Origin of the sequence: Caballeronia sordidicola (assembly GCF_000729995.1) — a bacterium.
Lineage (GTDB): Bacteria > Pseudomonadota > Gammaproteobacteria > Burkholderiales > Burkholderiaceae > Caballeronia > Caballeronia sordidicola_A.
Genome location: NZ_JNFG01000008.1, coordinates 127,330 through 146,751, shown reverse-complemented (window position 1 = coordinate 146,751; position 19,422 = coordinate 127,330). Strand labels below are relative to the sequence as shown.

Genomic DNA, 19,422 nt, shown 5'->3' with positions numbered 1-19,422 from the left:
CGGCCGTGACGCCCTGCACGAGTACTACGGGATCCACCCTGACTCGCTTGACGTCCAGTGCTAGCGGTTTCCTCAACAGCAACCAACATTCCCCGATGCCGGTTGAAAACCAACCGATGGCTTTTTGCATTCATTGTTCGACCCGATTCCAATACTTACATTTTTAAACAAAATGTAACATGCTGTAACGGTTTATTGTCTGAACAATCGCAAAAAATGCAAACTTTTAGGCCAAACTACAGTTTCGAAAGCAGTTAGCCCACGTAAATCGCCATTACTTGCACGGTTACTGGCCTCCGTCGGCAGATCGGACATCTCGTACTGGATTTGCAGGTATATGGCGCCGGTGTCGTCAACTGCCCAGGAGTGATGCCATCCCCACTCGCGATAGGTGTCGGTCACATCTTGGATACCGTCAAATGGAAGAACGCCCCCACCTTCAGCGGTCAGGAACGTCGAGAGCAGACCCTCACGGGCCAACGCACACGAAAAAACTCCAGCAAGGCGGGAGGGTGCATTTGGCGAGACCCGAGCCGCTGCAAAGGATGACGGAGACTATCGCCCCCTGAATTGGTGGCATAGAGCTGTTAATGAATCGGTGGATAAGATTCATCATTCGCGCGGCACCGTTCCCCGTCACCCGCCAAGAAATAATCGTTTTTTGGCCGGTTCGCCAAAATCACGCAATACACACCACTACTTCCGGAAAGACCCGCTTACCAAAAAGATGTTGTTGCCGCTCCCTGTCACGAAGGCCCGAACTGTTTCGCTCGAAAACCACCTTGCGTTGGTGAGATGCGCCATGTTCACGGGAACGCCGATGAGTTGCCTGCTCAAGACTGTGTATCTGGCGTGCTTTCTCTACGAAGCGCTGCCTGGCCGCTCGGTGCTCGAACCGTTCGCGAGGCCGAGCGAACTCTCTTACGGAGTGTGCAGGACGTAGAGCGCAAGGAAGGTTGGTCGATGTTTGACAAGAACGGCGCGATCCTGAAAATGATTCTCGCATTCAATTAAATTTCGAGCCTAGCTGATTTTCAGCGAACGATTCATATATATACATACTTAAAATCGATCAATAAGATTATGTAAAATTAATTAGGAAAACGGCGATAACGTCATTGATGGCGTTGCCTGCTTACCAGTGCTTCGCGCTTGGCTGCCCCGTGATCGCATCGTATGCGTTGATCGTGCCACCGCAATTGACCACAAGTAGTTCATTGCTGGGCGCGTCGAAATTGCTCGGCGCCGCCGCGATGCCCCACGGAGAGTTAAGCACACCCCCCAAGTAATGGGTCGCAGAAAATGTCCTGCTGTATCGAACGCGTCAACTGCATTGTTGCCGGTTGTTGTTCGAGCTGTCGCCACAGGCGTTGAGTCCTGGCACAACAGAGCGGACAGGCCTAATCAAGGTTGAGATACATTGAAGTCAGCTTATACTGTCTACTATCCCACCATCCACGCGCAGCGCGGCCCCAGTTGTCGCCGAAGCCTGCATCGAGCTCGCATAAACCACCATATTTGCGACCTCCTCTGTACTGGTCGACCGCCGGATGATGGATGAGCCTCGGGTTTCGAGTACGAACTCATCAAGAATTTGCTCAACCGGTTTTCCAGTTGCCTGCGCCCTTTCATTGAGCATTTCCCGAATACCGTCCGATAGCGTTGGACCAGGCAGTACGGAATTGACCGTGACGCCCGTGCCAGCGGCAAACTTCGCTACGCCTCGCGCGATACTCAGTTGAGATGTCTTGGAGAATCCATATGCGAGCATGTCACCAGGGATGCTAAGTCCAGACTCGGAAGATATGAATATGACACGACCCCATTTTCGCTCGATCATCCCCTGCAAATAGGCTCGTGTCAGCCGGACACCGGACATAACGTTGACCTCGAAGTAACGCTGCCACTCATCATCGTCGGTTCCTAGAATATCCCCGGGACCGAAGAAGCCAAGGTTGTTCACAAGAATATCAGCTGCTGGAATCGCCTCTACAAATGCATCACAGCCTTCACGCCCACCAAGATCGCGAGCGACGCCGCGCACCCGCGCGCCTGAGACATCCTGACGAATGCGCTCGATCGCTCGGTCCACGGCGTCTTGCTTTCTACCGTTGATCACAACCTCAGCGCCAGCCGCCGCCAGCCCAGTTGCAATGGCTAGCCCTATACCCGCGCTTGATGCGCTGATCACCGCTGTCTTTCCGGAAAGATCAATTTTCACTGTTTGATTTACCTCGGTAGTGGCACGTATCGGTCATGCTCGAATTTTGTGACCGGGAAAAACCGAAATGACCGTCATCGCTAGTCGCGTTATTTTCCAATTCAAGGTCGCATTACTTCTTTCAATAGGACTTGCATGTTTCCAACACCCGGTGTTTCTTGCCGTCGCTCAATTTGATGCGCAATGCGAACGATTGCTCGATTGGCAGGAGCGTTTCGTCCGGCAAGGGCCAGTTGGTCCACAACCAGCCCATTCATGTCATCAACCTCACTACGACGGCCTTTTTGCCAATCTTGAAGAACCGTCGTTGTAGTCTCTGGTAGAACGAACCCACTCATCAACGTATCCAAGAGCCGTTCAACGACCTTCTCCCGATCTGCGACATCCTCTGACCTCAAACCGAAAATCGGCAAGACGTCGTAATTTTGCAGCAAGCCTGCCTCCAAAGCTTCTTGACCTGAGCGCAACATGAACTCCCGCATACCCGGAAAATGCATCGCTTCCAGCATCGGGAGGCCCAGGATCGCAGTCGTCACCAGGGTCGTTGCGTTACTGATGATTTTCATCCATTTTGTGGCGCGGATATCCTTCACAATCGCTACCCGGCCTACATCACTTAACAGCGACGAAATTTCCAGTTCGCGTCCCTGCGTTTCAGTGCTTGTTGCTCCAACTGCAAACCAGGAACGATCGGGCGGAGAATCCCGGCGTACGACGCCTGGATCAAACATCGTCGATGAAATCTCTATCACCGTGCCCATGCTTCGGTGCGAACCAACGACCTCTGTGATCGCATCGACGGTCATCCCGTTTTGCACGCCGGCAAGCAAGCCGCCGGGTTTGAGATACGGCTTGATCAGGTGGCAGTGCCAGCGCGTGTCGTAAGCTTTGCATGACAGCAATACGATATCGAACTGGTCCGTGAATGTGCAAACATCGGAAAGATGAAAGGCACGAACTTCGGTCACTATCGTCTGGTCACGCATTATCTGCTTGACGCCTTATGCGCGCATTGCCTCGACATGAGCAGCCCATTGATCAATTAACACCACGTCGTGACCTGCACGCGAAAGATCGGCCGCAATCGTGGCGCCATTGGCGCCTGTGCCAAGTAGGGCAATACGGCATTGGGTCAATATCAACTCCTGGGTCCGTGAAATCAAACAGGTCGGGTCGACAAGTGATCCGCCTGGACAACTGGCCGCTACTTCACGGCATCGAGCAGAAGTTTGATGTTGGACGGATCAGCGTCGAGTTGACCCGACTCGATCTTGTGCGCAATCTCTACTACGCGCAGGTTGATTGGCGAAGATTTTCCGACTTTCTCCAGCCATTCGACGACATAGCCATTGACGTCGTCTGTTTCACCGCGGCGACCTTTACGCCAGTCCTGCAGCGTGGTTGTCAGCGTGCTCTCCATAGAGAATGTCTTGAGCACTTCATCGAACAGATCATCGACCACTTTCTCCGGTTTGGATGGGTCAACACCCGACATGCCAAAAATGGGCACGATCCTGCTACCGCTTGCCAGTGCTGCGTGGATTGCCTCGTAGCCCGCCTGGCGCATGAATTCGAGCATTCCTGGCACACGTGCCGCAGCAGCGAGGGGAAGATTGAGAATGGCGGACGGAACAAGTTCCGCTGCATTCACTACGAGCTTCATCCATTTGGACGAGCGAATGTCGGATGTCACTTCGACAGTGCCCGTATGCTTCAAAATATTGGCGATTGACTCGGCACGGCCCTTGGTCGCCGCGTCATACCCGCCAACGGCAAACCACGACGTGTCTTTATCGTTCTGGCGATTTGTAACGCCCGGAACGAACATGTTCGATGCTATTTCAATCACAGCACCAATGGTTCGATGCGGACCGACGACACTTGCGATCGCGTCAATCGACATGCCATTTTGCAAGCCCACGACTAATCCATCCGACTTGACGTATGGCTCGATAAGCTGGCACGACCACTTAGTGTCATATGCCTTCGTAACAATGAAAACTACATCAAATTTCTCGCGCAGTTCCGCCACCTCGCATAAATGCAGCGCTTTGACCTTTGCATTGATCGTGCGAGTGGGCAGGTTTACCGTGATACCGTTTTTCCGCATTGCCTCTACGTGATCAGGCCATTGCTCGATAAACGTAACGTCCAGCCCTGCGAGTTGCAGGTCCGCGCCGATGGACGCACCCTGAGCGCCCGTGCCGAGCATGGCAATTCTTAAATCAGACATTTCTAGATTCCTTGAAATTCAAAGTTGCGAACCCCGAGCAGACGGGCTGTTTGGTTCTGAGATCAGCAAAAACAGTGAAACGTCAGAAGCGTTTCTCGATTACAGCGATTCTGTCTCTCGTATTCCGGTCAAACCAGCGAAACCTGCGTTGCATCGTCGAGCGATAGAACGCGGCGAGCCTCGGCGAAAGACGCAGGCCTACGTCCGTATTCCTTGCATAGCTGAACCACTCGCGAGAGCGTCGCCTTATCGCGGTCATGGGAATCGTCATTCGCGTTCGCCTCAGCCGAAACGATTGCCTTGCAATGACCACCGGTATCCATCGACCAGCGTGCGAGTTCTAGTTCGCTTTTTCCTCGACCGATGCCTGACCACATTGCATCCGGTGCGAGCCGCCTGAGCGTTTGGACAAAAAAGCCGAAAGCATGTCGATCCGACGGGATTCCAAACTCTTGCCCGAAGCAGAAATTGACACGCAAAGGGCCCTTGAGCAGCCCGTCATTTTGCAACGACACCGCTTGAAACAACATCGACAAATCATGTAAGTCGAGAACCAGACTTGATCGGAGACGGGGTACCTGTTCTTCTTGAGAGCGCAAGATAGCGGTCGCGTCCTTGGCGAAAAATGCGCTCAACGGAACCGACACAATGTCAGGCGCAAATGCGCGGTAATCGCGAAGCAGATCAGCGAGATGCATGAAGCTGTGTGCCGTGATCTGAAAGATCGCTTCTGGATAAACATCTCGTATGTCGGCCACAATGCGGGCCAGCCGTTCGCTGCCTCCCGCGGGCAATGTGCCAAAGGTCATCGCCCCGAGGTCTATGACGCTGGCCCCCTGCTCGATTGATATGTTCACCAGTTCGATCAATCTGCTGGCAGCACCGTCTTGTCCGCGAGCAGAATCGTCAAACACATAGTGGAACGACGCACTGATGACACACACAGAATTCATGTCGCTTAACTCCCGCACAGCCGTTATAAAGACCGCGACATCGTTAGTCGATCAACTGAGAACGCACCCAGTCCAGCTCGCGGGATACATAATCGACAATGTCGCCAGTCTTAAGATGATCCGGGAGAACGTCCCACGTATAGGTTTCTATCTCAAGATGGGACGACAACGGTAATGCTTTGTGGAGTCGCAAAGCGTCCACGATTGCGAACCGCGTTGTCCTGAGGACACCCAGTTCCTCGAGAAAAACGGGTACATGGAAGTGGATACGCCATTCACGGGGACCAGGATCACGCTCCCACGCATCAAACGCGTCTTCAAGGTTTAGATATTGCTTGACCTTGCCGTCTTTGATTTCGCTCGTTTGGGTTAGGTAGATCGTGTCGGCGAACCTCCTGAGCGCGTCAATAGACTCTTGAGTCACCTCGGCAACGCGGACCGCAGACGCTTCCTGCAATTTGAAGATCGGTACGCCCGCATCCACGAGCCGATTCAACGAATCCTCAATATCCTCGCATTCCACGGCCTGATGACAGATATCGTACACAATGCCGACATATCTTCTTAGGGCGCCAATTGCTTCCGACACGGGCATTCCGCTGATCTTGGCCAGATGACGGGCCGACGCACCGGAATAGAGTTGCTCACGAAAATACGTCACGACGTCGTCGGTGGTCTCGAGATAGCAAGCGGGCTCAGGCTCCAGCGCAAGCGTCACTCGACGTCCCGTTGTCTTTTCGAGATTCGCAAGATGCGCAATCATCCTAAGTACATTTGTCGTCATCGTCGCCAAATACTCGGGCGTATCGACTTTCGGACGGAACGCAAGTGGCGCAGTCTGGATCGAAGGCGCGACACCTGCCGGTGCTAGATCAGCCAGAATATCCGCGACGTTCTTCGTATATTGCAAGCGTTCTTCTGTGTGCCAGTCAGGCTCATAGACTTGTTCCTTGACCAGAGTATTTTTGAAGGTGCCATACACAAAGGCGTTCGCCGTAAAAATATATAGATCATTCTCCTGAAAAAAGCGCTTGAGCTCTTCGCGCGCGCTCTTGTTTTGCACCAATTCATTTGCCGTTGCAGAAGCCAGGCGGATGCATACACCGAACGGTTCGTCAGGTGAAAAACGTTTCTTGACCTCGGGCAGATATTTACGAAGGCTCGCATTGATTTGCTCCCAATTGTCGCCAGGATGCACCAACGTTGAGTATGTAAGATGGTCAAGTCGATTGCCGATATCCATTAGTCTCTCCAGAATAGTTCTTGTACTGTGGCGCGGTTCTGTCTGCGATGAGTTGGGTCGATTCTTAAAAGCTCAACCCGTGGTCTCGTAGTCCACTTGATGTCGCGCAATGCGGATCTCCCCAATCAACCCTTTGACGCGAAGATGTTCGGGGTGATTCGCATAGGCAGTCAAGGCATCCAATGAGTCAAATTCGGAATACAGAACAACATCGCACGCATAGTCGACGCGGCTCGCGTCAATTCCAATCTCGAGCATGCGCATTCCGGGCACCTTGCCATTGAGCGACTCAAATGCCTGCTTTAAGAGATTCTTCGAATCCGTTTTTTCTTGTTCGGACGAGCCACCGACCCGCCACATGACGATATGTTTAATCATGTTTTCCTTTCTCTTTCATTTTTTGATTTCATTGATTCGAACTCGTCTTCGAGAATCAGATTTCGCGATCGTCATCGTGAGCGTACTGCGAACGACTATAAAGGCCGCATCTCCTCGCCGATAGCGCTGTCAACAGAAATCTAATTTCCGCTTAGTGGAAGAATTGCAGCGACGCAATGACCACAAAGCGATTGATGGACCGAATGCCTTCCTCAGTCAGGGTAATCCTTATGATTTTTCCATTTGGTGGAAAACTCATTTAAGGCACCCGCTCTTCTAATTTTGCTTGATCGAAACTATCGTTCTTTCACGTTGGCACCGCTTGGTACTTGAGCAGCTACCAGACATGTTTGACATCATTCCCGACGACGATTCACAGCTTACAAAAGTGAACTTAAATACATAACAAATATGGAGACAGACATGGCACATGCCGCCAAGACAAGAATCAAGTCGCTTGCGACGATACTTTCCGCCACCGCTTTTTTTGGTGGGCTGCTGGTCCAACCCCACGCGTTCGCTGCTGCCGGTTCCGGCGAAAAAATCATCGCTGGCATCGATGAAACGGCATCGGAATACTGGGCCGAATATGTTCGCGGTGTCGACGACATCGCTAGCTCGGCCGGGTCTAAACCAACGGTCATTGCGGACAACTATCAAGGCGACCAGTTGCTCGCGCAACTCGGCGCGCTCTATGCGGGTGGTTGTACCGGATGCTCCCTTACCGTCGATGCGACCTCAAATGCGTATGTGAAAGCTGTGGTTGAACGGTCTGCGAAGGCTGGTGTGTTCGTCGTCACAATCTGGAACCGCCCGGAGAATCTCCATCCGTGGGATACAGGTAATGGTAAATGGGTAGCTCACACCTCTTTTGACGGCGTCGAGTCCGGGTATCTGCAGGCTAAGGCGCTATGCAAGGCGCTCAACGGCAAAGGACAGATCGCTGCGATCGAAGGTGTTCCTTCCACCCCACCCGCGTTCCAGCGCATGGAAGGCCTTAAAAAGGCGCTGGCTGAGTGCCCGGGGATGAAGCTGGTTGATACCCAGGTCGGCGACTGGCAGGAAACGAAGGCGCAAACGATCGCACGTACGTGGCTAGCTCGATATGGCGATTCCCTCAACGGAATTTTTGCATCCAACGATGCAATGGCACGGGGTGCGGTGGCGGCTCTTCGTGAAAAGCAGCTAAATGGAAAAGTATTCGTTACTGGCTCAGACGGATCGAAGGTCGGTCTGGACATGGTCAAGAGTGGTGACATGCTTGCCACTGTGTGGAATGACGCGGTGCTGCAGGGTGCTGTTGCCACTGCGTTGGCCCGAGCCGCGGCGCTCGGAGACATTCAGCCCGACAAGCTCACCAAAGCACAACGGGACTTCTATCTGAAGCAGGAAGTTGTCACGAAAGACAATGTCGACCACTTCCTCGACCTGAAAGCCAACTCTCCAAAGTACACCTACGCCGATATTAAGAAAGATTTCTGGCAGTACTCGGCAGGTCAGATTCCCGTTGGTGTGAATGCCGCAAAGTAAATGCGCCAATGAGTTGGAGAGATCATGTTGAACTCGCATAGCGTTAGCAATAAAGACGTAGAGCTCGGGCGAAGCCGACCACTCTCGATGAAAACCCTGCAGAACCTGGGGCCGTTGATTGCCCTGGTGATAATGGTGATCGTCTTTCAGGCTCTGACGGGAAGCTTTATTAGCATCGGGAACTTCCGGTCGATCCTCGAGGCAGCTGCCGTTCCGAGCATCCTCGCCGTGGGGATCACCTTTGTGATCCTTCTCGGCGCAATCGATCTCTCCATGCAAGGCACCATCGCCACAGCGAGCATGACGCTCTCGCTGTTGGTGGCTAACGGAATCAATCAGCATGACTTCGGATTATCCGGCATCTTGATTGCGATTTCTATCGGTGTGATTTTCGGCGCCCTGAACGGCACCTTACACGTCTTCGGAAAAACGCCGTCTTTGATAGTGACCCTCGGAACGTGGTTTATTGGACTAGGCCTGGCAGCAGTACTTTTCCCCGATAGGGTGCCCACCATCCATGAGCCTTTGGTCCTGGGCTTTTCATCAGTTCACCTGGGCGGGTTGAGCTTGATCGTCTATATCGCGTTTGCGATTGTCGCGGCAGCTTATTTTGTGCTCAAGTACACGCGCCTCGGACGAATGATCTATGCGATCGGTGGAGACGAAGGGATCATCGTTGCGTCAGGCCTTCCCATCAAGCGCTACAAATTTATCGCATTTGTTATCTCGGGCGGTATCGCCGCATTTGGTGGAGTACTCCTATCGGCGCAACTAGGTAACGGCAATGCTGATATCGGTGCGGGTCAACTCTTCCCAGCAATTAGTGCCGCTGTCGTCGGTGGGACGCTATTGAGCGGAGGCCGAGGTGGCGCACTTCAATCGGCCCTGGGTGCAGTGATTCTTGAAGTTCTGGGCAATGGCCTGATTCAAATTGGCGCGGGCCCGTACTCTCGCAACATTTTTAGCGGAGCGGTGATTCTCGTGGCGATCAGTTTGACCAGTTACCACCTGCGTCGGAAATTAAGGGTCGTGAAATGACTACCATTCTCGAACTGAAAAATATCAGCAAGCGGTTCGGCCAGGTCGTCGCGCTCGACAACCTCAATCTTGAACTGAGAGCAGGAGAAGTGTTGGGTCTGGTTGGCCAAAACGGTTCAGGAAAATCTTCGCTTATGAAGATTCTAGCGGGTCTGCAGCACCCGGATTCCGGCGAAATTCTGCTTCGAGGCAAACCCGTTTCAATTCGTTCCGCGGCGATGGCAACATCCCTGGGGATTGGAATGGTCCATCAGGAACAGTCTCTGGTCCCCAACCTCACCGTTGCGGAGAACATCTTTATCGACAAGCCGAACCATGCTACGCGGGGCGGCATCTACCGCTGGCAAGCGTTGTTCGCGGCGGCACAAGCACAATTGGACAAGATTGGCGTCAATACCCGACCGGATGTGACAGTTGAGGACCTAAGTTTCGCAGAGCGTCAGCAGGTTGAACTGGCGAAGGTACTCGCCATTGAGGAATTGGTCGACCATCCTCCCATTGTTCTCTTCGACGAACCGACATCTGTGCTCAATCCAGATGAGATCAAGATCCTCTTCCGTGAAATCCAGCGCTTGAGAAGTCGCGCGTCCATCGTTTTCATCTCGCACCGGCTCGACGAGATTCTCGAGATTTCAGATCGGGTCGCCGTTTTAACGAACGGCGTCAAGGTGGCGGATGAGCAAGTTTCCGCTCTCGATCGGGACGAGTTATACAAACTCATGGTTGGTCACGAGCGCAAGGTACGACCACGCAAGGAGAGGGAGTCAATTCGCGTCGATACGCCTGGTCCACGCTTGAAGATCAGGAAACTCAGCGACGGCAGCAAGTTCAAAAATCTCGACCTCGACGTAGCACGAGGTGAAATCGTCGGGCTTGTCGGCGTACAAGGCTCAGGGGCTGAGGAGATCTGCCGGACCGTCTTTGGCGCAGGAGAATCAGTAACTGGCCAGATAACGCTCGATGATAAGCCTGCATTGTCACTCAGTCCACGAGACGCAGTCGACCACGGCATTGCATATCTACCCTCCAATCGGCGGCTTGAGGGCATGCTGGCAGGAAGGACTCTTATCCAAAACATGGTAGTCACTTACGGCCTCGAATATGGTCGCAGCCGCTTTTTCGTTGACTACCGTGCAGAGGAAGCTGCCGCGACCCACTGGATGCAGCGACTCAAGGTGAAGTCCACATCTGGGAAGGACCGAATCGAGCGCCTCAGTGGTGGAAATCAGCAGAAAGTGGTGCTTGGAAAATGGCTGATGTCCAAGAAACTCAAGCTCCTGTTGCTGGACCACCCCAGCCGCGGCCTGGATCCGGGGGCACGCGATGATCTCTTTGACGCAATCAGGGAACAGGCTCAGTTGGGCATGTCCATCGTATTTGTCGCGGATACCAGCGAGGAAGTCATTGAACTCGCCGACCGGATCATCGTGTTGAGGGATGGGCACATTACAGCCTCTCATAATCTTCGTGAAGGCGACATTCCGAGTCAAGAAGACATTGTCAAGTCAATGGTCTGAACAGCAATGAGGGGTATAAAAAAATGAACATCGCGAAACCTGTCAGTCCTGCCTTAGGGGTTTATTTCAGCCGAGCCCGTGGCCTGATCCCGCTGCTGGTTCTAATCCTGCTGGTCGCCGGAAGCTCCGTCTTTGCACCCGGCGTGCTGTCTACTGGCGGCCTGTCGAATTTCTTCACCGATGCGGCTCCGCTGCTGATTCTCGTGGTAGGAAGCACCCTGCCGATACTCGCCGGCAGCATTGATCTTTCCGTAGCCGGGATTGCCGCGCTGGTCGGTGTTCTGATCGTCAACTGCCATCCGGTCTTTGGGCTCTGGACAACACCCATTATCCTTCTAGGCGCATTTCTGTTTGGTGGACTTCAAGGTTATGTGCATGCGAAGCTACAGCTTCCGTCATTCATTACGACGTTGGCGACGCTCAGCATCGTAACCGGGCTTGCGCTATTGCTCTCGAACGCAACGGCGCTGCCGATTCCGGATGACGATTCGGTCGTCGGATGGATTTCCGAGAGCTCCGGCGTCATTCCAAACTCGATCATCGTCGTGTTGACCCTCACGCTGATTCTCACCCTTCTCATACGGTACACCCGGTTTGGCCGTGATCTCTACGCGCTCGGCTCAGGTGAACGTACGGCAATCATGTCGGGTGTCGACACGGTTCGTATTCGTTGCCTCGTATTTGCGTTGTCGGCGCTTTGTGCCGGGATCGGAGGCGTTCTGCTGAGTTCAATCACCGGATTCAGTTCTCCCGGCATTGCGGGCAACCTTCTTCTCCTGTCGATTGTCGGCGTGGTGTTGGGTGGTACTGCGATTTCAGGTGGTGTCGGCGGTATCGGCGCGGCCCTGGTGGGCGGCGTGATCACTGCATGGTTGCGCGTGATTACGGTCATGGTCGGCATTTCACCAACGACGCAGAACATCGTGTTCGGGGTCATGGCGCTGATCGCAGTGATACTCACCACAGATCGCGCAAAGATCGGAATCGTGAAGTAACGCCGTCCGATTTTCCTCGCCGGCGCCAGGTGTGATCCCAAGGATTCAAGGTGTCACATGGGAACTCTCTTTGACGAAACTGAAATCGTGAGCAAGATTGATGAAACCCGGGATCTGGATGCCCGCGATATGGAGATTATCGCGAGAGCCCTGGCTCTGTTACTAAGCGAACGTTCCCGCTGCTTCGAGCTAGCCGCCGAAATAGCACGGGCAAAGGGTGAGCCGTCGCCAAATCATAAGGACTTCGGATTATCGTCTATCTTGCGTCTGTCCCGTCGTTTCTCGTGTTTGTCACCGGAACATACGAGACAACAAGCGCGCCGATCCAAACAACAGATGATCAGTGCATCTGGCATCGCGCATATTAAAGACGGAGCAGACACGACATGAAAACGCCTAGCACCACTTCTACGGTTCTCCACCGTCAAATTCTTTGTATTAAGAAGTTTCTCTGGAGTGTGGTTTTCTGGCGCACGCGTGGAGAATGTGTAGACGATACGGATCAATGGTGGCGCAAGTAGAGAAACGTTCAAATCGACCACTCAAATGCGTAATCCTCAAAGTCTGGAAATGGAGAATTGTTGTGAATTCAAGAAAACTTGAAAGGAAAGTAGCAGTTGTCACAGGCGCAGCTCGAGGCGTTGGTCGAGGTATCGTTCTTCGGCTTGTAAAGGAAGGGGCCACCGTGATCGCAGCGGATCTTGCTTCGTGCGACGACACTGTCGCCGAAGCACTTGCCGCCGTTCCGGATTGCAAAGTCTCTTCGCTCCAGGTCGATGTTGTCAGTAGCGACTCAACGAATGCCTTGATCGAATCGACAGTCGCGAAACACGGCCGTCTAGACCTTATCGTCAACAACGCGGCAGTCGTTCAGACAATGATGCTGGTCGCGGACACTCCCGACAGTGAGTTTGACCGGATCGTTAGCGTGAACTTCCGGGGCGTATTCAATGGCAGCCGAGCCGCGGCCCGTGTCATGCGAGATCAGAAGAGCGGTTGCATTATCAACATTGGCTCCTGGTACGCGAAGCAGGGGTTCGCCAACTTTGCGGTCTACTGCGCAACCAAGGCGGCGGTCGTGCGAATGACTGAAGCGTTAGCGCTCGAAATGGCACCCTTTTGTGTCCGGGCAAACACAGTCTGCCCCGGAAACACCGAAACCGACATGCTTAAGAAAGCGATGAGAGAGGAAGCGGTGTTACGCGAGATAACTTATGAAGAACAGGTCCAGCACGTAAAAAACAGTATTCCATTGGGCCGACTCGGTCGACCGGAAGACATAGCTTCAGCGATTGTGTATTTGTCGTCCGAAGACGGCGAATATGTGACTGGGGAAGCCTTGAACGTGAACGGCGGTGTCATATTTTCTTGACTGATACTGGCTAGACGAATGCGGATTGGATTGACGACCGTATAAAGCTTAAATCAAGCGTCGAGACGTGAACTGATTCGAGTCGCATGGGTTCGGTGTTGATCAACGCTACGATAAAAATCAGATTGCAACATCTTGGATCTTCGCAACCCAAGCGGGGCACATGTTTTGGTCCATTTTCACACATAAGGCGCGGTTCTTCCAAAGACCAACCAAGAGCGCCGAGACAATTGACGAATCTCGCTTTTGGAGAGATTCACGTGTTCGGCGCTTGAAAGGCAGGTAGCCTTCGACGGCTGCAAGCCGCGACCTGAAAACCACCTTGAGACAAAAAATGAAAGCTCTGGTATTTGAATCCCCCGGAAAACCAGTAGTAAAGGAAGTCCCTATCCCAAGCATAAAAGACTCGGAAGTCTTGATACGCACGCGCGCGGTCGGGATCTGTCACTCCGACTACGAATTGCTCGGCGGCCGCTACATCATTCCGATTTCGTATCCCGTGGTTCCTGGCCACGAGTGGTGCGGTGAAGTCATGGCAATAGGCAGTCTTGTCTCCGGGCTGCAAGTGGGTGATCGGGTAGTCGGCGAGTGCGTCGTGGAAACACCCGAACGTCTGAATCATTTTGGATTTTCGATGGACGGCGCGGATCGCGAATACTTCGCTGTTCAGCCTGAATGGCTCCACAAGCTACCGGCGAATCTGGATGACACCACGGGCTCTCTGATCGAGCCGTTCACCTGCGGATACTACGCGGTGATGCGCTCAGGAGGTACCAACGCTAGCGAGACCGTTGTGGTTTCCGGCGGTGGCACGATCGGACTTTGCTCGGCGGCGGCAGCAGTCGGCATGGGCGCCCGGGTTATTGTGATCGACCCGCTAGAACGCCGGCGTGCGGCCGCCATCGCACTCGGCGCGGCCTACGCGCTGGAGCCGACCGACAAGGTGATTGAGCAGGTAATGGCGCTTACCGGCGGTAAGGGTGCGGAACTGGTGATCGAAGCATCCGGGCATGATTCGTCTCTCGAAAAGGTGTTCGACTTCGCTGCAGAAGAAGGACGCGTGTCAATGGTCGGCATTAGCCTTGACCGCAAGGTTGCTCTAAATCTCGGGAAGATTCAGATGCGCAATCTCACCGTTCGCGGCTGCATAGGGTCCCCTGGTGTCTGGCCGGCGGCGATTCGCTTCCTTGAGAAGACAGGGATCGATCTCTCACCTATTCAAACTCATCGTTTCGATCTAAAGGACGCCATTGAGGCGCTGAACGTTCCGCCAAGCGAGTGCATCAAGGTCACCCTTACCAACGACTGAGCGATAAAGGCGAGCGCGAAACGCGAGCGAGTACGACGAACGTGTGTGAGCTCGGGCACTGGAAATTGAGGTGGCTTCTGTGCGCCGTAAATGGCCGGCAACCTGATTTGACATTTAGAGAGAGACCATGCGCAATATCAATGAAAACACGATCACTCTAGCTGTGGTTGATTCCATGTCGGCGACGAAAGATGCCAGGCTGCGGACGGTGATGACAAGCTTGGTCCAACATCTGCACTCGTTTGCACGAGAAGTGAAGCTGACCGAAGATGAGTGGGCTAAAGCAATCGACTTCTTGACTGCGGTCGGGAACATAACCGACGACAAACGGCAAGAGTTCATTCTTTTATCCGACACGCTTGGCCTGTCGATGCTCGTTACCGCGCAAAACAACAAGAAACCTGCGCAGTGCACCGAAGCAACGGTCTTTGGCCCCTTCTACGTCCACGGAGCACCAGAATATGCTAACGGGGGCGATATATCGAACGGGGCGTCAGGCGAGCCTTGTTTCGTCAGCGGTCGGATTCTGGGTGTGGACGGGTCCCCCGTTACGTCTGCACGAATTGACGTATGGCAGTCGGATCAGGAAGGGTTTTACGATGTCCAGATAGTTCCCACTTCTCCTACGACGCCGGAACATCGGGCGCGTGGGAGATTGCGCAGCGCGGCGGACGGCGCTTTTCATTTTCGTTCGATTCTGGCGGAGGCATACCCGATACCTCACGATGGACCGGTTGGCGAATTGCTCGAGGCGCTGGGCCGCCACCCGTGGAGGCCCGCGCATCTCCATTTCATGATCACTGCGCCGGGTTATGAAACGCTGGTAACCCACATTTTCCGCAACGGGGATAAGTATCTTGACTCAGACGCAGTCTTTGGCGTGCGGTCATCTTTAGTCGCAGATTGGGTGCGGCACGAGCCTGGAGTGGCACCCGATGGAACACGGGTAAGCAGTGTCCACTACACGCTTAATTACGACTTCGTCCTTAATCCTGTAGATGACGCTTAACCACAATCCCTGAGATTTGATGAGTAAGTGGAACGTATTTCTCCGAGGTCAGCAATGGAATCGCTGGAGTTTGTGTATACGGGACGGCCGTCGAAGGTGGTGTTCGGAGAAGGCTCATTGAGCCATCTCGCACGCGAAATACGGGCGTTAAATGCCGAGCGAGCGCTAGTTATTTGTAGCCCGGAGCAACGAGAAACAGGGATGGAAGTCGGCGAGCGACTGGGTAGTCAGCTTGCTGGTATTTTCGACAAGACGGTGGCCCATGTCCCGATTGAACTTACACGAGAAGCGCTCTCTCTCGCGACAGCCCTCAAAGCGGATTCAGTGGTGGTCGTGGGAGGAGGATCAGCAATCGGTTTAGGGAAGGCAATCGCGCTCGATTCCACACTTCCTATCTTAGCCATTCCGACAACATACTCGGGCAGCGAGATGACACCGATTTATGGGATTACCGAGTCAGCGTTGAAGCGAACCGGTACAGACGTGAGAGTCTTGCCTAAGACTGTTATCTACGACCCAAGCCTAAGCACGACGTTGAACCGCCCCGGATTTTGAGGAGGCTCCAACCTCTGAGAAGATGGAGCCATGAACAAGTCGAATAAGTTTTCACCTGAATCCCGTGAGCGCGCCGTGCGTATGGTGCAGGAGCACCGCGGAGAGTACCCGTCGCTTTGGGCTGCGGTGGAGTCAATTGCGCCCAAGATTGGTTGCGTGCCGCAGACCCTGTTGGTATGGGTCAAGCGCCAGGAGGTTGATACCGGGGTGCGTGAAGGCGTGAGCACGACCGAGACCCAGCGCGTCAAAGACCTGGAGCGCGAGGTCAAGGAGTTGCGCCGGGCCAACGAGATCCTGAAGCTGGCGAGCGCTTTTTTCGCGCAGGCGGAGCTCGACCGCCGACTCAAGTGATGAGGGACTTCATTGACGCGCACCGGGCAACGTACGGGGTTGAGCCGATCTGCAAAGTGCTGCGGATTGCCCCGTCGGGGTACCGTCGTTACGCAGCTCAGCGGCGTGACCCCACACTGCGACCTGCGCGGGCTCGACGTGACGAAGAGCTGGTGCCGCAGATCGAGCGTGTCTGGCGGGCCAATATGCAGGTCTACGGCGCGGATAAGGTCTGGCGTCAGTTGGCCCGTGAAGGTACTGCGGTTGCGCGATGCACCGTCGAACGACTGATGCGTCGTCAGGGACTGCGCGGTGTGATGCGCGGCAAGGTGATGCGCACGACGATCAGCGACGACAAGGCGCCCTATCCGCTGGACCGGGTCAATCGGCAATTCCGAGCGGAGCGGCCGAACCAGCTGTGGGTTTCGGATTTCACCTACGTATCGACCTGGCAAGGTTGGCTGTACGTGGCCTTTGTGATCGACGTCTTTGCCCGGCGTATTGTTGGCTGGCGCGTCAGCAGTTCGATGCGCACGGACTTTGTACTTGATGCATTGGAGCAAGCTCTCTGGGCACGCCAACCAGAGCAGGACAGTCGCTTGATTCACCATTCGGATAGGGGGTCGCAATACGTGTCGATTCGATACAGCGAGCGGCTAGCGGAAGCCGGCATCGAACCTTCGGTGGGCAGCAAGGGCGACAGCTACGATAATGCCCTAGCAGAAACGATCAATGGACTTTACAAAGCCGAGCTGATTCATCGTCGAGTGCCCTGGAAGACCAAAGAAGCTGTGGAGTTCGCCACGCTGGAATGGGTGTCATGGTTTAACAACCATCGACTGCTGGAACCCATCGGTTACATCCCTCCCGCCGAAGCGGAAGCAAACTACTACCGGCAACTCTCTAATCAAGCTGTCCCAATGGCAGCGTAACTTAAACCCAACAGCCTCCACGGAACCCGGGGCGGTTCACGTTGCCCACAGGTCTGTCAGTGACAAGCGGAATCAATGCCATGGCCCACGCTGCAGAGGGACTCTACGCGCGTGACCAGAATCCGGTAACCAGCCTCATGGCCGAAGAAGGGATTCGCGCGATGGCGCAAGCGCTTCGCGGGATTGTCCGGGATCCTATCGACGTTGCGGCTCGATCAAAGGCGTTGTATGCATCGTGGCTATGCGGGACTGTTTTGGGTACCGTCGGAATGGCCCTGCATCACAAGCTCTGTCACGCGCTAGGAGGAAGTTTCGGTCTTCCGCACGCACAAACTCACACGATCATATTGCCACACGCCCTCGCCTACAACACAAATGCGGCGCCGCAAGCAATGAAGCGAATAGCGCTTGCAATTAATGCGGATGACGCTGGTTGCGGAATGTACGATTTTGCTAAAGAAGTTGGCGCACCCATGTCGCTGAGAGAGATCGGGATGCATCAGGACGATCTTGATCGTGCGGCAGATATTGTCTGTGCCAACCCATACTGGAATCCGCAGCCGATCGATCGAGGCCGAATCAGAAGCCTGCTTCAAGACGCCTTTGATGGCGTCAAGCCACGCACTTGGAAAATTTGACTCGTGTCCGGATCGCAATGCCCGGAGCACATTGATGCTGGTAGAAGACGCGATTTCGGCGTCGCCAATTCACACTAATTGATGGAGAAGATGTATGAAAGCAGTTCGATTTCATGGTAAGCGCGACATACGCGTCGAAGAAGTCGCGGCACCGGAAGAGCCGCTTGCTGACGATGACGTCCTTGTGCGCCCATTGGTCTGCGGGATCTGCGGTACTGATCTGCACGAGTATGTTGGCGGACCGATAGTCACGCCAAAGACACCGCATGCCTACAGTGGAGCAACACTCCCGCAAATCCTTGGTCATGAGTTTTCTGCAGAAGTCATGGACGTAGGTCGCTCGGTTAAACACGTGTCACCGGGAGACAGAATCTCCGTGCAACCGCTGGTCTCGCCGCGAGACGATTATTTCGGTCGTCGTGGTCTATTTCATCTCAGCCCTTGCCAGGCGTGCATTGGACTTTCGTGGAAGTGGGGTGGAATGGGTCAGCAGGCCGTGGTCAAAGGATACAACGCGATCCCGGTTCCGAAGAAACTGACCGATGCGCAGGCAGCAATGCTGGAACCGGCCGCAGTTTCACTCTATGCGTTAGACCGTGGCCGGGTCACAACCGGTTCGACAGTACTTATCTCAGGTCTCGGACCCATAGGTGCCCTGGCGTTGCTTGCTGCAAAGGCAGCGGGTGCATCGAGGATTTTCGTTGCGGAGGTCAATTCGAACCGCTTGCGAAAGGCGGTCGAACTCGTGCCTGATTGTATCGCGATAGATCCGTCAAAGATCGACTTGATCGAGGCAATTCGCGACCAGACCGAAGAAGGTGTTGGCGTTGATACTGCAATTGAATGCGTTGGCCTGGAGAAATCGCTCAACGCATGTGTGGACGCGGTTCGCCCTCAAGGCGTTGTTGTTCAGGCTGGACTGCACTCTTCTCTCGCTACGGTCGATGCAATGAAGTGGGCATTGAAAGATATCACCGTTGAGGCCACGTGGTGCTTCCCAACCTACAGCTTTCCTCGCGTCGCTGCGATGATTGAAAGCGGCGTCTTGCCGGTCGAGAAAGTCGCAACCGCGCAGATCGAAATGGACAACGTCGTGCGAGACGGCTTTGAAGCGTTACTGGATCCGTCAGGGGAGCACCTCAAGATCCTCGTCAAGGTTGGCGAATAAA

General features: G+C 54.2%; 17 protein-coding genes, 4 pseudogenes and 1 other annotated feature. Of the genes and pseudogenes, 13 read left to right on the top strand and 8 right to left on the bottom strand.

Annotation, left to right across the window (positions count from 1 at the left end; all coding sequences use genetic code 11):
- Positions 1-26 precede the first annotated feature (26 nt).
- Positions 27-134, bottom strand: a pseudogene (locus FH08_RS54325) (ESPR-type extended signal peptide-containing protein); the annotation flags it as partial.
- 668 nt (positions 135-802) lie between these two features.
- Between FH08_RS54325 and FH08_RS52475 the strand changes: the two are divergent.
- Positions 803-943, top strand: coding sequence for a hypothetical protein (locus FH08_RS52475; RefSeq protein WP_160172443.1), 141 nt, complete (start codon positions 803-805; stop codon positions 941-943).
- 483 nt (positions 944-1,426) lie between these two features.
- On the opposite strand, the gene FH08_RS0109010 is transcribed toward FH08_RS52475, so the two are convergent.
- From FH08_RS0109010 to FH08_RS0108985, 7 genes and pseudogenes are all read right to left on the bottom strand, one after another.
- Complete coding sequence (locus FH08_RS0109010) at positions 1,427-2,221, bottom strand: SDR family NAD(P)-dependent oxidoreductase (protein ID WP_031358017.1); 795 nt, start codon at positions 2,219-2,221, stop codon at positions 1,427-1,429.
- 101 nt (positions 2,222-2,322) lie between these two features.
- Positions 2,323-2,952 carry a ketopantoate reductase family protein gene (locus tag FH08_RS53260; protein WP_268810821.1) on the bottom strand — a complete coding sequence of 210 codons (630 nt, stop codon included), beginning with the start codon at positions 2,950-2,952 and terminating at the stop codon, positions 2,323-2,325.
- Positions 2,932-3,357, bottom strand: a pseudogene (locus FH08_RS53255) (ketopantoate reductase family protein); the annotation flags it as partial. The pseudogene FH08_RS53255 and the gene FH08_RS53260, both read right to left, overlap by 21 nt.
- 68 nt (positions 3,358-3,425) lie before the next feature.
- Positions 3,426-4,454, bottom strand: a complete 1,029-nt coding sequence (locus FH08_RS0109000) for a ketopantoate reductase family protein (protein ID WP_031358016.1) — start codon at positions 4,452-4,454, stop codon at positions 3,426-3,428.
- Between the two features lie 128 nt (positions 4,455-4,582).
- The gene (locus FH08_RS49330; protein WP_051887986.1) at positions 4,583-5,407 is read right to left on the bottom strand and encodes a 3-keto-5-aminohexanoate cleavage protein; all 825 of its coding nucleotides are present in this window, start codon (positions 5,405-5,407) and stop codon (positions 4,583-4,585) included.
- Between the two features lie 43 nt (positions 5,408-5,450).
- Positions 5,451-6,650, bottom strand: coding sequence for a metabolite traffic protein EboE (gene eboE, locus FH08_RS0108990; protein ID WP_031358014.1), 1,200 nt, complete (start codon positions 6,648-6,650; stop codon positions 5,451-5,453).
- A 72-nt stretch (positions 6,651-6,722) separates the two neighbouring features.
- On the bottom strand, positions 6,723-7,028 hold the full coding sequence (locus tag FH08_RS0108985; RefSeq protein WP_031358013.1) for a Dabb family protein: 306 nt from the start codon (positions 7,026-7,028) through the stop codon (positions 6,723-6,725).
- Between the two features lie 423 nt (positions 7,029-7,451).
- Here FH08_RS0108985 and FH08_RS0108980 point away from each other — a divergent pair, with 423 nt between their 5' ends.
- The 12 genes and pseudogenes from FH08_RS0108980 to FH08_RS0108925 all read left to right on the top strand — a co-directional run bounded on the left by FH08_RS0108980 (position 7,452) and on the right by FH08_RS0108925 (position 19,421).
- Complete coding sequence (locus FH08_RS0108980) at positions 7,452-8,558, top strand: sugar ABC transporter substrate-binding protein (RefSeq protein ID WP_035565708.1); 1,107 nt, start codon at positions 7,452-7,454, stop codon at positions 8,556-8,558.
- Between the two features lie 87 nt (positions 8,559-8,645).
- Positions 8,646-9,596: an ABC transporter permease gene (locus FH08_RS0108975; protein ID WP_031358011.1), complete on the top strand. Its 951-nt coding sequence runs from the start codon at positions 8,646-8,648 to the stop codon at positions 9,594-9,596.
- Complete coding sequence (locus FH08_RS0108970; protein ID WP_031358010.1) at positions 9,593-11,113, top strand: sugar ABC transporter ATP-binding protein; 1,521 nt, start codon at positions 9,593-9,595, stop codon at positions 11,111-11,113. Before FH08_RS0108975 ends, FH08_RS0108970 begins: the two co-directional genes overlap by 4 nt.
- 23 nt (positions 11,114-11,136) lie before the next feature.
- Entirely contained in the window at positions 11,137-12,108 is a 972-nt protein-coding gene (locus FH08_RS0108965; RefSeq protein WP_051887981.1) for an ABC transporter permease, read from the top strand.
- A gap of 57 nt (positions 12,109-12,165) precedes the next feature.
- On the top strand, positions 12,166-12,498 hold the full coding sequence (locus FH08_RS51715) for a hypothetical protein (protein WP_152602762.1): 333 nt from the start codon (positions 12,166-12,168) through the stop codon (positions 12,496-12,498).
- Between the two features lie 193 nt (positions 12,499-12,691).
- A complete protein-coding gene (locus FH08_RS0108960; protein WP_035565775.1) occupies positions 12,692-13,480 on the top strand; it encodes an SDR family NAD(P)-dependent oxidoreductase in 789 nt (262 codons plus the stop codon).
- Positions 13,481-13,814: 334 nt separating this feature from the next.
- Entirely contained in the window at positions 13,815-14,789 is a 975-nt protein-coding gene (locus FH08_RS0108955; RefSeq protein ID WP_031358007.1) for a zinc-dependent alcohol dehydrogenase, read from the top strand.
- Positions 14,790-14,916: 127 nt separating this feature from the next.
- Entirely contained in the window at positions 14,917-15,798 is an 882-nt protein-coding gene (locus FH08_RS0108950; protein WP_031358006.1) for an intradiol ring-cleavage dioxygenase, read from the top strand.
- 54 nt (positions 15,799-15,852) lie between these two features.
- Positions 15,853-16,335: pseudogene (locus FH08_RS0108945) on the top strand (iron-containing alcohol dehydrogenase); the annotation flags it as partial.
- A 48-nt stretch (positions 16,336-16,383) separates the two neighbouring features.
- Positions 16,384-17,615, top strand: a protein-coding gene (locus tag FH08_RS0108935) for an IS3 family transposase (RefSeq protein ID WP_419177991.1) whose coding sequence is annotated in 2 segments (ribosomal slippage) — positions 16,384-16,672 and positions 16,672-17,615 — 1,233 coding nt in all. Because the reading frame shifts where the segments join, the coding sequence is not laid out codon by codon here.
- Positions 16,662-16,778: a sequence feature (AL1L pseudoknot), on the top strand. Its footprint overlaps the gene before it by 117 nt.
- Before the next feature lie 38 nt (positions 17,616-17,653).
- A pseudogene (locus FH08_RS0108930) lies at positions 17,654-18,253 on the top strand (iron-containing alcohol dehydrogenase); the annotation flags it as partial.
- 94 nt (positions 18,254-18,347) lie between these two features.
- Complete coding sequence (locus FH08_RS0108925) at positions 18,348-19,421, top strand: zinc-binding dehydrogenase (RefSeq protein WP_031358001.1); 1,074 nt, start codon at positions 18,348-18,350, stop codon at positions 19,419-19,421.
- The last annotated feature ends 1 nt before the right edge of the window (position 19,422 follow it).

Bases quoted from the DNA above. Each gene is read 5' to 3' on its own strand.
- FH08_RS52475 (WP_160172443.1), top strand. From the start codon at position 803: ATGTTCACGGGAACGCCGATGAGTTGCCTGCTCAAGACTGTGTATCTG.
- FH08_RS53260 (WP_268810821.1), bottom strand. From the start codon at position 2,952: ATGTTTGATCCAGGCGTCGTACGCCGGGATTCTCCGCCCGATCGTTCC.
- FH08_RS0109000 (WP_031358016.1), bottom strand. From the start codon at position 4,454: ATGTCTGATTTAAGAATTGCCATGCTCGGCACGGGCGCTCAGGGTGCG.
- FH08_RS49330 (WP_051887986.1), bottom strand. From the start codon at position 5,407: ATGAATTCTGTGTGTGTCATCAGTGCGTCGTTCCACTATGTGTTTGAC.
- eboE (WP_031358014.1), bottom strand. From the start codon at position 6,650: ATGGATATCGGCAATCGACTTGACCATCTTACATACTCAACGTTGGTG.
- FH08_RS0108985 (WP_031358013.1), bottom strand. From the start codon at position 7,028: ATGATTAAACATATCGTCATGTGGCGGGTCGGTGGCTCGTCCGAACAA.
- FH08_RS0108980 (WP_035565708.1), top strand. From the start codon at position 7,452: ATGGCACATGCCGCCAAGACAAGAATCAAGTCGCTTGCGACGATACTT.
- FH08_RS0108975 (WP_031358011.1), top strand. From the start codon at position 8,646: ATGAAAACCCTGCAGAACCTGGGGCCGTTGATTGCCCTGGTGATAATG.
- FH08_RS0108970 (WP_031358010.1), top strand. From the start codon at position 9,593: ATGACTACCATTCTCGAACTGAAAAATATCAGCAAGCGGTTCGGCCAG.
- FH08_RS0108965 (WP_051887981.1), top strand. From the start codon at position 11,137: ATGAACATCGCGAAACCTGTCAGTCCTGCCTTAGGGGTTTATTTCAGC.
- FH08_RS51715 (WP_152602762.1), top strand. From the start codon at position 12,166: ATGGGAACTCTCTTTGACGAAACTGAAATCGTGAGCAAGATTGATGAA.
- FH08_RS0108955 (WP_031358007.1), top strand. From the start codon at position 13,815: ATGAAAGCTCTGGTATTTGAATCCCCCGGAAAACCAGTAGTAAAGGAA.
- FH08_RS0108950 (WP_031358006.1), top strand. From the start codon at position 14,917: ATGCGCAATATCAATGAAAACACGATCACTCTAGCTGTGGTTGATTCC.
- FH08_RS0108925 (WP_031358001.1), top strand. From the start codon at position 18,348: ATGAAAGCAGTTCGATTTCATGGTAAGCGCGACATACGCGTCGAAGAA.